Genomic DNA, 13393 nt, shown 5'->3' on the forward strand with positions numbered 1-13393 from the left:
GACCGAGCTCTCATGCGCGGCGGGGTCGAAGGGGCGGCAGCCCTTGGGGGATGGGACGGGTAGGGGCGGCGGGGGCGAGAAACCGTTTGAAGCATCGCTGGTGTAATGGCTAGCCTCGGTCCATGCCCCTTACCTTCCAGCTGGACCCACCCCTCACCCCCACCCTCCGCGACGGCATCCTCACCCTCTGGGCGGACGTGTCCAACGCCGGAGGAGCGGTCGGATTCGTACCGCCCGTGTCCGTGGAGGAGATACGCCCGGAGCTGCTGAAGCACCTGGTCGCGATGGTCGAGGGCCGACACCGCCTCCTCGTCGGCCTCGACGAGGAGGGCAAGCCCGCGGCCACGGCGTTCTTCAGCTTCAACACACACCGGCTCATGACCCACTGGGTGTGGCTGTACACGGTGATGGTCCACCCCTCCCACCAGGGCAGGGGATACGGCCGCGACCTCCTGGCGGCGGCGGAGGAAGCCGCCCGCGGCTTCGACGGCATCGAGGCCATCCGCCTCAGCTGCCGCGGCGGCCTCGGCCTGGAGCACTTCTACGCGTCCTGCGGCTACAAGGAGGTGGGCCGCGTCCCGGCCGCCATCCGCGTCGCCCCGGACGACCACCGCGACGACATCACGATGCTGCTGCCACTGACGTGAGCCCCACCACTGACGTGAGCCCCACCACTGACGTGATCCTCCCCCAGATGTGAACCTCGCTCGCCGTGCCCCACACCCCACTGCAAGATCCCACTCCGGCCGTGCTTCACTGGACGGTGCCCTTTGGGAACGTCCGGAACGGAAACGGAAGAGTGGATTGAGATGCTCCGCTACACACTGATGCGCCTCGGGATCTTCGTGGGCTGCCTCGTGGTCGTCTGGGGCCTCGTCTACGCCGGTGTCGCCCCGCGCGGCCTCGGCGCATCCAACGGCATGTGGATGGTCCTCCTCTCCCTGCTGCTCTCCGCGCCGATCAGCTTCGTCGCCCTCCGCAAGGAGCGCGACCGGGCCTCCGCCAAGATCGCTCCCCACCTCGACCAGCGCATCAACCGCGTCAAGTCCAACCTCGCCGCCAACCGCAGCCAGGAGGACGAGGCCGACGACGCGGCGCGGGGTCAGCGCGCCGAGGCGGACAAGGCCGAGGAGAAGGCGCGTGCTGAGGGCGCCGCGAGCGGTGACACGGTCGACGCGGCCGACGAGCGCGGCGACAAGGCCGGTGAGCCCGCCGAGGTCGGCCGGTCCACGTCGGGCCGGGCTTCGTAACGAGACCTCCCCGGCGGTTTGACGGGATCTCTCCCGGTGGCCGAACCGTACGCTTGCTCGCATGGGTGCTGTGAAGAGCAAACGGATGCCTCGTGCGATGCGGGAACAGCAGATGCTGGACGCGGCCGTGCGGACCTTCGGGCAGCGCGGGTACCGGGCCGCGTCGATGGACGAGATCGCCGAACTGGCGGGCGTGTCCAAGCCGCTGGTGTATCTGTACCTGAACTCCAAGGAAGACCTCTTCACCGCCTGCATCCGCCGTGAGGCCAAGGCGCTCACCACCGCCGTACGCGCGGGCGTGAACCCCCGGCTGCCCGCCGACCGCCAGCTCTGGGAAGGGCTGCGGGCGTTCTTCACGCACACCGCGCAGAACCCGGACGGCTGGGCCGTACTGCATCTCCAGGCCCGTACGCACGGCGAACCGTTCGCCGAAGAAGTGGCCGCGATGCGGGAGGAGATGGTGGCGTTCGTCACGGGGCTGATCCTGGTCGCCGCCCGCGAGGCCCGCCGCGACCCGTCCCTCCCCGAACGCGAGGTCGCCGGCCTCGCCGAGGCCCTCGTCGGCGCGGCCGAGGCCCTCGCCGCCTGGGCCAACGCCACCCCCGGCATCACCGCCCGCCAGGCCGCGGCCACCCTGATGAACTTCGCCTGGTCCGGCCTCGGCGACCTGATGGAGGGCCGCCCGTGGTCACCACCGGTCGACATCATCACGCCCGCGGTGGACGCCGACCCGCCCGCGGCCGACATCGCCACCCCCGCGGCCGACATCGCCACGCCGACCGAGAAGCCGTGACCGTGTCGGCGCGACCCGCAGTCGGTGGGACCCCTCAGGCCGGTGCTGCCCCGCAGCCGCTGAGCCTTTGCAGTCGCTGAGCCCCCGCAGTCGGTGAGGATCGCGGTCGCGGTCCCTCAGGGGAGCAGCGGGTACACGCTCCCGGTCACGTGGACGCGTCCCCCCGCCGCCAGGCCCGTCCCCGCCAGACCTTCGCCCGGTACCGGTAGCCCGCCGCTCCGGAGTTCGAAGTCGCCCCGGGCCCGTCCGTCCGCCGCGTACGTCACCGTGCCCGGGAGTGCGACCGGTGCCCTGAAGTCGGCGTGGACGAGCGTCGCCGGGGGTGTGCCGTGTTCGGCGAGGCAGCGGGCCACCGTCCACATGCCGTGGGCGATGGCGCGGGGGAAGCCGAAGAGGCGGGCGCCGAGCGGATGCATATGTATGGGGTTCCGGTCCCCGGAGATCGAGCCGTACCGCCGTCCGACGTCCCCGGCCAACCGCCACTCGGCGACGGCAGGCAGCGGCTCACGCTCGGCCACGGACGACGGTCGGGCTCCGCCGTGCACCGGTGACTGCCGGCCCCCGCCGGCCTCGTCCGGCAGGGACCCGGTGGTCCGATGCCGCGCGAGATACGTGCTCCGCGACTCCCAGGCGACCTCTTCCCCGCCGATCCCGCCGATCCCGCCAATCCCGCCAATTCCGCCGATCCCACCGGCGCTGATCCCGTCGCCCTCGCCCTCCTCGCGGTTCCTGCCCTCCTCGAAGTCCCAGCCCTCCTTGCCGTCCCGTACCTCGGTCACCACCACCGCCTCGGTGCCACGGCGATGGGCCCTCAACTCATCGACGTACACGGACAGTTCGTACTCCCCCGTGGCAGGCAGCGCCCGACGCCGGGTGATCTCGATCGAGGTGTGGACGAGCCCGAGGAGGGGCAGCGGGAAGTCCCGGTCGGACATGAGCCGCATGGCGAGCGGGAAGCCGAGGATGTGCGGGTAGGTGAGCGGCACGGCGTCCTCGCCGGTGGGGAAGCCGCAGACCCGCTCGTACGCGGCGAGCCGGGCGAGGTCGATCCGGACGCCGGGGAGGACGAGGCGGGGGAGTCCGGGCAGTCCGGGTGTCGCCGACAGTCTGCGGTTCTTGCCCGGCGAGAACAGGGCGCCCCGGGTGAAGAGGGGGCCGAGGGAGGGGGAGCCGGTGAGGGTGAGGGTGTGCATGGGACGGGTTCCCCTTCCGCTCTCCTGCCTGCTGCATCTTCTTACTCGACAGTAGGTTACCCGAGGTAAGTGTCGATAAAAGTGGCGATGGAGGACGGCTCGGGGATCGGGAGCTGAACGACCCTCAGGTAACTTGGCACCCCTTTGACCTGCACGGCAGTGACCGGCGACACTGCACATCCCTGGCCCCGGACCATCCCCGGACCACCTCCACACTCACACAAACCTCACACAACAACCCCGTACGATCCGGGCACGCCGAACGCCCAGGAGCCGCCCGTGTCCAGCCGCGACCGCACCGAACCCGTGCTTGTGGAACCCGAGTTGAAGCGACTGGACGGCGCCGTGCGGGAGGCGTACGTCCCCGCGCTGGCCACGCCGGTGACGTACGGCTCGCTCGCGGACATCCCGTTCGACAACGCGGACCACGACCCCGAGGCGGTGGTCCTCAGCCGCAAGGACGGTGGCACCGGCGGGGACGCCGAGGGCCGCTGGCGGGACGTGACGGCGGCGGAGTTCGCGGCCGAGGTGCTCGCCGTGGCGAAGGGGCTGGTCGCCGAGGGGCTGATGCCGGGCGACCGTATCGCGATCATGGCGCGGACGACGTACGAGTGGACACTGCTGGACTTCGCGGCGTGGGCGGCGGGCCTGGTGACGGTCCCCGTCTATCCGACCTCGTCCGTCTTCCAGACCCGCTGGATCCTCCAGGACTCGGGCGCGGTGGCGCTCGCCGTGGAGTCGACGTCCCAGGCCGCCGCCCTCGGCCCCGAACGTGACCGCCTCCCCGACCTCCGCCACATGTGGGTCTTCGAGAAGGGCCACGTGGAACGCCTCGCCGAACTGGGCCGGGACGTCTCCGACCAGGAAATCGCCGTACGGCGTGGGGTGCTGGGCCCCGACACCCTGGCGACCCTGATCTACACCTCGGGCACGACGGGCCGCCCCAAGGGCTGTGCCCTCACCCACGGCAACTTCTTCGCGGAGGTCGACAACGCGATCGACCTCCTCTACCCGATCTTCCGCGCGAAGACGGACGAGGAGGCGTCCACGCTTCTCTTCCTCCCCCTCGCGCACGTGTTCGGCCGCATGGTGGCGATCGCCTGTATGCGGGCGCGGATACGGGTGGGCCACTCGCCGAGCTTCCGCACGGAGGACCTGCTGGCGGATCTCAAATCCTTCCGCCCGACCTTCCTCCTGCTCATCCCCTACGTCCTGGAGAAGGTCTTCAACACGGCCCGTGCCTCCGCCGAACGCATGGGCCGCGCCTCGTCCTTCGACCGCGCCGCCGCGGTCGCCCGCCGCTACGGCGAGGCCCTGGAGTCCGAGCAGCACGGCACGGGCCCCGGCCCGACCGCCTTCCTGAAGGCGGCCCGCACCTTCTACGACCCCCTCGTCTACCGCCGTATCCGCAACGCCCTGGGCGGCAGGGTCCGTTACGTGATCTGCGGCGGCTCCCCGCTGGGCCGGCGCCTCGCCGCCTTCTACGCGGGCGCCGGAATAGACGTCTTCGAGGGCTACGGCCTGACGGAGACGACCGCGGCCGTCACGGTGACCCCTCCCGTCCGCCCCCGCCTGGGCACGGTGGGCCGGCCGCTCCCCGGCACGCGGGTCCGTATAGCCGCCGACGGCGAGGTGTTGCTCCACGGCGGCCAGATCTTCCGCGGCTACTGGGATCCCCAGGCCGGCGGCGTCGTTCCGGCGGGCCCCGAGGGCTGGTTCGCCACCGGTGACATAGGCGAGCTGGACGAAGAGGGCTACCTCACGATCACCGGCCGCAAGAAGGAGATCCTGGTCACCGACAGCGGCAAGAACGTGGCCCCGGCCCCGCTGGAGAACTGGCTCCGCTCCCACCCCCTGATCGCCCAGGCCATGGTGATCGGTGACCGCCGCCCCTATGTGACGGCGCTGCTGACACTGGACCCCGAGGGCATCACCCACTGGCGCCAGATGAACGCCAAACACGCCGTCCCCCCGGAACTCCTCGCTGACGACGACGAGTTGCTGGCGGTCCTCCAGCGGGCGGTGGACGAGGCCAACCGTCTGGTCTCCCGCCCCGAGTCCATCCGCCGCTTCACCGTCGTCCCGGGCGGCTTCACGGAGGAGGCGGGCCACCTGACCCCGTCGATGAAGCTGCGTCGCGAGGTCATCGAGGAGGCGTTCGCGGCGGAGATCGAGGGACTGTACGAGAGGTAGGGCGCCGCGGCGCTCAGATGAGGGCGTCCTTGTAGTAGAAGCTGGCCTTCTTGTCCGTCTGGCTGAGGGATTCCTCGGAGCCGAACCCGATGTGCAGGCGGGCCGCGGCGGGGTTCGAGATGTCCGGGATCTGGATGGCCAGCCCTTCCGGCTCCCGGTAGAAGAGGCTCTCGCCCGCTTTGGTGAGCGCGCGTTCGACGACGGTTCCGGTGTTCCAGTCGATGGTGGTGACGTAGGTGTTGTTGTCGCTGGTCCGGTTGCCGGTGGTGGAGTCGTAGGTGTAGGCGTTTCCGTCCAGCGTGTACAGGTACTGGCCCAGGGAGGTGTAGCCCTGGAAGGTGGGGTCGGTGAGCACGGCCGGCTGGGTGATGGTGGCCAGTGGGGTGAAGGTGCCGGCTTTGAACGTCGCCAGGTCGTGGAGACCGAGTTTCCAGGTGCCGCTGACGCGGTGGCGGTGTGCCAGGCGGCTGTTGACGGGGTCGATGGCGACGGTGTTGTGGTCGGAGCCGGGTACGGGGTCGAACCTGGTCACCAGGTGGGAGTCCGGTGTGAGCACGGCTCCGTTGGCGAACTTGAAGCGTGCGATCTTCGTTCCGTAGCCGACGTTCTTGCTGTCGGGGACGGAATCGGTCTCCGTCCACAGGTACGCGCTGTTCCCCGAGGGTTCGGCGGCGATGGAGACCCCGTGGCCGAAGCCCCTGAGGTACATGCGGCCGATGACGTAGCCCTGCCAGTCGAGGCGGGTGATGCACAGGTCGCCGTTGGTTTCGCGTTCGGTGCCCGTGTACGTCCGGGTCTCGCCCGGGAGTTGGCGTCCTTCCTGCACCAACTGTGCCGTGTAGAGGTGCTTGTTGGTGTTGTCGAAGGAGAACGACTGCAGGATCCGCGTGTCCTGGAGCAGGATCTCGCGGAACCATTCGTCGGAGGGGTCGGTGAGGTCGAAGCGCTTGGACGTGGCCACGGCCGCGGCGGCGGTGCCGGCGCCGGAGAGGACGGCGGAGCCCAGCAGGGTCGCGCCGGTGAGGCCGGCGGCGCGCTTGAGTATCTGTCTGCGGCTCGGTCTGCCTGTGTCGGCGTTCATGTCGCTGGAAGCCTCCCCCTTGTTGCGTGCAAACGGCCGCTGGATTCAACCATCTCGACGCCCTGCCGCACCAGACCCGTCTTCGCAGGTCAGACGCCTGGTCGCGATTTGGTTCCCGATGTGGGGCAAGTCACATCTGTAAAGAGGGTGTGAATAAACCGTTCGTGCGGATCATCCGATTTTGTGGGGCTACCTCGGCTGATGAGGGACCATTTACCGTCCACCGATGACCTGATCGTCTTCTGGTGCGAATGCTGCATTCCTCCTGGCGGCGGGTTTTGTTCGTTGACGTGCCGGGGGCGCCCCGGCCCGGTTGGGTGGGGGATGGTCCGTGCGACTGACGCGCAGACGTGGCATGCGGGTGGCTCGCAGAGGCGGCGTTCGGGGTTCGTGGGCACTGGTGGCGGCGCTGACCGCATCGCTGTTGACGGCGCCGGTCGTTCAGGGCGCGGCGTCGGCCGCCGAGGCTTCGAAGGCCTCCCGTAAGCCGCCGGTGAACGTCCCGGCCCAGTCCGCCGGGGCCGTGCCGCGCGACCGCGCGGAGGCCACCCCGACCAAGCCCGCGCGTACCGTCTGGCCGAAGGCGGCGCAGGCGCGGGTGTCGTTGACCGGGCTGAAGACGGGCAAGAAGGTCCCGATCACCCCCGCCGGTACGGACGACAAGCGCAAGGCGGCGGTCTCCGTGGGCCCGGCCCCGGCGACCGCGCGGTTCCGTGCCCAGTCCTCCCGGTCGTCCGTGCCCGCCCGGGTGGATGTGAAGGTGCTGGACCACAAGCGGCTGTCGCCGGTGGGCGGCGTCGGGCTGGGTGTGCAGGTGACCCGGCGGGACGGCACGGCCACCGCCGGCCCGGTGCAGGTCACGTTCGACTACTCCGGTTTCAAGTACGCCTACGGCGGCAACTTCGCCTCCCGGCTGCGGCTGGTGGCCCTGCCCGCGTGTGCGCTGACCACGCCGAAGGCGAAGGGCTGCTCGCCGGGCAAGGCGAAGCCGGTGCCCGTCTCCAACGACGTGGCCAAGGGCACGATCACCGCGACGGTGCAGGCCGACGGCGACCCCGCCGCCGACCAGCCCGTCCTGCAGGACAGCTCGGACCTGTCCGTCTCCCGGTCGACCATGGCCACCACCTCCTCCGCGACGGTGTACGCGGTGACCTCCGGTTCGTCGTCCGAGGCGGGTGACTACCGGGCCTCGTCGCTGAAGCCGTCCGGGTCGTGGAACGTCTCCACGGGTTCCGGCGCGTTCACGTACAACCTGCCGATCGAGGCGCCCAGGCCGCCGGCGGGCAGCGCGCCGTCGCTGTCGTTGTCGTACAACTCGCAGTCCGTGGACGCGATGACCTCGTCCCAGAACACGCAGGCGAACTGGGCGGGTCTGGGCTGGGAGCTGGGCGGTGTCGGTTTCATCGAGCGGCGCTACCGGTCCTGCCAGGACGACGGAACCGGCTCCGGCTGGGTCGGTGACCTGTGCTGGGACTCCCCGAACACGGCGAACGAGCCCGACGGCGCCGTGTATGTCATCAACTTCAACGGCGTCTCCTCCACTCTCGTCCAGGACGGCAACGGCACCGGCTCGTACCACGTCGAGGACGACCCGGGCTGGCGGGTGCAGCACCTGACGGGCGGGCACGGGGCGGACGACGAGTACTGGGTCATCTCCACCCAGGACGGCATGCGCTACTACTTCGGCTGGGGCCGCTCCGAGCGCGACAGCACCGCCACGAACTCGGTGCTGACGGTGCCCGTGTTCGGCAACGACCCGGGCGAGCCCGGTTACAACGGCGGTATCGGCGTCACGACGCAGGCCTATCGGTGGGGTCTGGACCGGGTGGTCGACCAGAGCGAGGTCGAGACCGCCTACTTCTACGACAAGGAGCAGAACCACTACCGTTCCGTGCTCCTCACCGACCAGGCCCGCCCTTACGACTCCGCCGCGTACCCGGTGCGGATCGAGTACGGCTGGGCGTCGCAGATCCCGGGGGCTCAGCTGCCGGCCAGGGTCGACCTGAACTACGTCGGCCGCTGTGTGGAGCGGATGGCGTACAAGGACCCGCTGGCCACTGAGTCCACTCAGAACATGGACTGCCCGGCCATCTCCTCCAACCCGGACTCCTACCCGGACGTGCCCACCGACCTGATCTGCGACGGCACCAACGCCGACAACGGCTGCAAGACCATCACCGGTGAGACGTACTCGCCGACGTTCTTCGCCACGAAGATGCTGTGGGACGTCAAGACGTTCGTCCGGGACGACGACTCCTCGCCGTGGGATCCGGCGATGCAGTACCAGATGAAGTACGGGCTGCCCAACCCCGACGGGGTCGTCGACGCGAACCTGTGGCTGGACTACGTCCAGCGCAAGGGCTATGGCGACGGCGAGGACATCACCCTGCCGACCATCAACATCAACGGTGAGTGGCGGGACAACCAGCTCGGCGGCGGTGTTCTGAACTTCCGCCGGGTGACCCAGATCCACGGTGACCTGGGCTCGTTCGTCAACGTCACCTACCGCGACTACGACGACCAGGACGCCTGCGACATCAACAACCCGCCCACGGAGTCCAACAACACCCAGGCCTGCTTCAAGCAGCGCTGGGTGCCCGAGGGCTCCACCACGGAGCAGACGGGCTGGTTCAAGAAGTACGTCGTCGCCAAGGTGAGCGTCGACCCGGGCCCCGGCGCGGGCTCCGGCAACGACGGCGACCCGGTGATGACCACCACGTACGACTACGTGGGCAAGCCGGCCTGGGCGTTTCCCAATGACCCGCTGACCAAGGACGAGAACGAGTCCTGGACGGACTGGCGCGGCTACCAGCAGGTCGAGGTCCACACGGGCACCAAGTCGAACGCGGCCTCCACCTACTACTGGCTGTACCGGGGCATGGACGGTGACCGCACCTCCAAGACCGACCCGTCGGCCACCCGCAGCGTCACCGTCGACGACGGCGACAGCGGCCGAGCGCCGGTCACCGACTCGGCCTGGCTGCGCGGCAAGGTCCTGGAGACCAGCAACCGTGACGGTTCCGGTCAGTCCCACCAGCGCGTGTGGCACGAGTACTGGGTCTACGACACGGCTCAGTACGACGGCCTGCCCGACGCCCGCTTCGTGCGCGAGTCGAAGACCACCACGCACGAGCTGACCTCCGCCGGCTGGCGCGAGCACATCGTCAAGGACGAGTACGACACCGCCGAGCCGGCCTCCACCAAGTACGGCCTGCCCCTGCGCACCAACGACTGGGGCCTGTCCGACACCGACGACAACCGGTGCACCACCTACGGCCGCGCCTACAACACCGACTACTTCCCGGACTCGCTGGTCCAGCGCTGGATGGTGCTGCCCGACGAGACCCGCCACTACGCCGCCGACTGCGCGTCCCGGGCATCGACCAACCAGGACAGCTACGCGGTCACGCTGTACGACGGTGCCACCTCGGTCACCGCCAACAAGCCGGTCGACGGCCTCGCCACGGCGGTCCGCGCGTACACCGACGCCGACCATTACCGCGAGACCACGGCGACGTACGACCAGGGCGGCCGGCAGATCACGGCCACCGACGCCAAGAAGAACACCACCACGACGACGTACCAACCGGCGACGTCCTGGCCGGTGAACGGTGTCAAGGTCACCAAGCCGGACCCCGACGGCGACGGACCGGGCACGGCGACGAGCAGCACGACCTGGTACTCCAGGCTGTGGGGCAGCCCCTACCGGGTCCTGGACGCCAACGGTCGGACCACCCGCATGGTGTCCGACTCGGTGGGCCGCACGGTCCAGGTGTTCCGCCCCTCGGAGATCGCCAACTACCCGAGTGGCACGCCGTCGATCCAGTTCCGGTACGACATCACCGTCTCGGACAACAGCGAAGGCGTCCCCGACCTGGTCTCCACCGTCCCGCCGAAGGTGACCACGGAGGTTCTGCAGTCCGACTCCACGAAGCTGACCAACTACACCTTCACCGACGGGCTCGGCCGGACCCGCGAGACCCAGGTTCCCGCGCCGAGCGGCAGCGGCCGTACCGTGGTCTCCACCCGCTACGACACCTCCGGCAACGTCACCGGCACCAGCGCCCCGTTCTACAACTCGGGCGTGGCGGGGACCGACGGAATGGTGCTGCCGACCGTGGCGAGCCTGCCGTCCTACACCGACCTGGTCATCGACTTCGCCGGGCGCACCACCGAGTCCCGGATCATGGTGAAGGGCGACGCGCAGACCCAGGGCCAGACGATCACCGGCTACCACGGCGACTACACCACCACCGTGCCCGCGGCGGGGGAGCGCACGAACACCTACACCGATGTGTTCGGGCAGGTCAGCAAGGTCGTCGAGTTCGGTCCGTCGACGTACACGACGTCCTACGAGTACACCCGCAACGGCGATCTGTCGAAGATCACCGACTCCAAGGGCAACATCACCACCTACACCTACAACTGGCTCGGTGAACGGCTCACCAGCGTCGACCCCGACATGGGCACCACCACGGTCGCCTACGACGGCAACGGCAACATCGACACCGTCAAGAACGGCAACAACGCCGTCATCACCCACAAGTACGACAACCTCGACCGGCCGGTCGCCGTGGAGAAGAACGGCACCGTCCTGACCCGAAGGACCTACGACACCGCTCCGGGCGGGATCGGGCTGCAGGCCACCTCGACGTCCTACTCCGGCGGCTACGCCTACACCACCGCCGTGACGGGCTACGACGTCAACGGTCAGCCGACCGGCAGCCAAGTGGTGATCCCGGCGGACGGCTCCGGACTGGAGGGCACCTACAGCGTCGGCTACGCGTACGACACCGCCGGCCACATGACCGATGTCAGCTACCCCGCGACGGCCGGGCTGCCCGCCGAGACCGTCACGACCGGCTATGACGCCTTCGGTCTGCCCGAAAAGGTGTCCAGCGCCCTGGCCACGTACGTCAGCGCCACCGACTACGACGCCCTGGGCCGCCTCACCGGCCGCAGCTACGGAACGGCGGCCACCACAACCACCACGGCCAATCGGTCCTACACCTACGACGACGCCACCGGCACCGGCTGGCTCAAGAACATCACCACGACCACCAGTACCAAGGGCACCGTCCAGAACGACGAGTACGTCCGCGACGCCGGCGGCCGGATCACGGATCTGACCGACAAGCTCACCGGCCAGCACCAGTGCTACACCTACGACGAGCTCAGCCGGCTGTCCCGGGCCTGGACCACACAGAGCACCAGTGGCTGCGCGGGCCCCTTCGCACCGGACCTGAGCAGCAACCTCGACCCGTACCAGCTGGACTACACCTACGACGGCATCGGCAACCTGCAGAAGGTCACCAGCACCACGGCCTCCGGCAGCAGCGTCCGCGACTACGTCTACCCCGGCTACTCGGCCGACCAGTCGGCGTACACCCCGGGCGCGGCACGTCCGCACGCCGTGAGCAGCGTCAAGACGGCCACCGGCACCGACTCGTACACGTACGACGACGCCGGTCAGATGATCACGCGCACCGTCGACGGGCAGACGACCACCTTCCTGTGGAACGACCTCCAGCGGCTCGTCGGTACGACCGGGGCGTCGACCACCTCCTACGTCTACGACGCGGACGGCAACCTGCTGATCCGCAAGGGCAGCACCGACAGCGTCCTCTACCTCGGTGACCAGGAGATCCGCAAGACGGGCAGCGGCGGCACGCCGAAGGCCACCCGCTACTACTCCGACGGCGGCACGATGGTCGCGATGCGCGTCGCCATCGACGGCGGCGGCAGCAAGCTGGCCTGGATGATGGCGGACCAGCAGGCGTCCACCCAGCTGGCCGTCGACACGGCGACGGGCAACCCCGCGCGCCGCAAGTACCTGCCCTTCGGCGCCCAGCGCGGAAGCCAGGGACTGCCGAGCGGCACCGACCGCGGGTTCCTCGGCAAGGCGGAGGACGGCGACACGGGCCTTTCGTTCCTCGGCGCCCGCATGTACGACCGATCACTCGGCCGTTTCCTGAGCGCCGACCCGATCACCGCGCCGTACACACCGCAGAACCTCAACGCCTACAGCTACTCGGGCAACAACCCGGTCGCTTCGATCGATCCCAGCGGGCTCTTCCCGGCCCCGTCGCCGGATGTGTATCTGCCGGGGCCGCCCGAGATCAAATACGACAAGGGATTCCAGGCCACCATCATCACCGATTCGCAAGGGAACAGGTACCGCGTCGGGGAGGACAAGAAGGCCAGGACCTACCTGGAGGAGAAGGAGACTCGCCAGTTCCTGAACGACAAGCTCAAGCAGAGCGGAAAGTTCTCCGACGGAAGCGGTGGGGGCTCGGGCGAGGAGTACCGCCCGGTGAACCCGATCAAGGGTCAGAAGCGAGGCAACGGCACGGCGGACCTCGTACGTCTGACCTGGGAGGACGGGCGACTCGTCAAGGTGACGGCGGTGGACATCTACACCCCCGATCCGGGGAAGACGGGCACCAAGTCGATGATCGAGACCATTGAGGGCAAGGCGAACCAGGCGAGCGAGGTGGCCGTCAACGGCAAGCACCTCACCCAGGCGCAGGCCGAGGCACTGGGGAAGGCCCTGCCCGAGAACCTGCCGCTGGACGCGGTGCACATCACGAATGCCGAGAAGGACTACATGAAGACCTACAGCCGCGCCGACGGGACGCTCGGGCCCAAGCCCCCGGCGCCGCCGAAGGCGCCGAGCGGGGAGACCGGCTCGGGCAAGACCGGCACCACGGTCCCCGAGTCCGGTTCCCGTCTCGGAGGCGCGGGACGTGGTTTGCTGCGCGGGGCAGGCGTTCTGGGCGAGCTCATGTGGTGGTACGACGTCTACGAGGTCTTCACCGGGCAGAATCCGTGCCCGTGGCCGTCGGAATGCCAATACGTGCCCAAGTACATCTAGGAGTGGGAG

At 69.2% G+C, this 13393-nt stretch carries 7 protein-coding genes; 5 read left to right on the forward strand and 2 right to left on the reverse strand.

What is annotated here, in order from left to right:
• The first annotated feature begins 122 nt into the window (after positions 1 to 122).
• The 3 genes from STRIP9103_RS36625 (at position 123) to STRIP9103_RS36635 (ending at position 2043) form a co-directional block, all read left to right on the forward strand.
• Positions 123 to 647 carry a GNAT family N-acetyltransferase gene (locus STRIP9103_RS36625; RefSeq protein WP_009332128.1) on the forward strand — a complete coding sequence of 175 codons (525 nt, stop codon included), beginning with the start codon at positions 123 to 125 and terminating at the stop codon, positions 645 to 647.
• 162 nt (positions 648 to 809) lie between these two features.
• Complete coding sequence (locus tag STRIP9103_RS36630) at positions 810 to 1250, forward strand: DUF4229 domain-containing protein (RefSeq protein ID WP_048821633.1); 441 nt, start codon at positions 810 to 812, stop codon at positions 1248 to 1250.
• A gap of 61 nt (positions 1251 to 1311) precedes the next feature.
• Entirely contained in the window at positions 1312 to 2043 is a 732-nt protein-coding gene (locus STRIP9103_RS36635; RefSeq protein WP_009332130.1) for a TetR/AcrR family transcriptional regulator, read from the forward strand.
• 116 nt (positions 2044 to 2159) lie between these two features.
• Here STRIP9103_RS36635 and STRIP9103_RS36640 read toward each other — a convergent pair whose 3' ends face one another.
• Complete coding sequence (locus STRIP9103_RS36640) at positions 2160 to 3236, reverse strand: MaoC/PaaZ C-terminal domain-containing protein (protein WP_009332123.1); 1077 nt, start codon at positions 3234 to 3236, stop codon at positions 2160 to 2162.
• Positions 3237 to 3515: 279 nt separating this feature from the next.
• On the opposite strand from STRIP9103_RS36640, the gene STRIP9103_RS36645 reads away from it, so the two are divergent.
• Positions 3516 to 5429 carry an AMP-dependent synthetase/ligase gene (locus STRIP9103_RS36645; RefSeq protein ID WP_009332137.1) on the forward strand — a complete coding sequence of 638 codons (1914 nt, stop codon included), beginning with the start codon at positions 3516 to 3518 and terminating at the stop codon, positions 5427 to 5429.
• Positions 5430 to 5442: 13 nt separating this feature from the next.
• Here the strand turns inward: STRIP9103_RS36645 and STRIP9103_RS52280 are convergent, their stop codons facing one another.
• Positions 5443 to 6510 (reverse strand): phage baseplate protein, encoded by a 1068-nt coding sequence (locus tag STRIP9103_RS52280; protein WP_009332140.1) that lies wholly within the window; start codon positions 6508 to 6510, stop codon positions 5443 to 5445.
• A gap of 400 nt (positions 6511 to 6910) precedes the next feature.
• Here STRIP9103_RS52280 and STRIP9103_RS36655 point away from each other — a divergent pair, with 400 nt between their 5' ends.
• Positions 6911 to 13384, forward strand: coding sequence for an RHS repeat-associated core domain-containing protein (locus STRIP9103_RS36655; RefSeq protein WP_009332127.1), 6474 nt, complete (start codon positions 6911 to 6913; stop codon positions 13382 to 13384).
• Positions 13385 to 13393: the final 9 nt, after the last annotated feature.

It is taken from the genome of Streptomyces ipomoeae 91-03 (genome assembly GCF_000317595.1).
GTDB classification, from domain to species: Bacteria; Actinomycetota; Actinomycetes; order Streptomycetales; family Streptomycetaceae; genus Streptomyces; species Streptomyces ipomoeae.

Bases quoted from the DNA above. Each gene is read 5' to 3' on its own strand.
- STRIP9103_RS36625 (WP_009332128.1), top strand. From the start codon at position 123: ATGCCCCTTACCTTCCAGCTGGACCCACCCCTCACCCCCACCCTCCGC.
- STRIP9103_RS36630 (WP_048821633.1), top strand. From the start codon at position 810: ATGCTCCGCTACACACTGATGCGCCTCGGGATCTTCGTGGGCTGCCTC.
- STRIP9103_RS36635 (WP_009332130.1), top strand. From the start codon at position 1,312: ATGGGTGCTGTGAAGAGCAAACGGATGCCTCGTGCGATGCGGGAACAG.
- STRIP9103_RS36640 (WP_009332123.1), bottom strand. From the start codon at position 3,236: ATGCACACCCTCACCCTCACCGGCTCCCCCTCCCTCGGCCCCCTCTTC.
- STRIP9103_RS52280 (WP_009332140.1), bottom strand. From the start codon at position 6,510: ATGAACGCCGACACAGGCAGACCGAGCCGCAGACAGATACTCAAGCGC.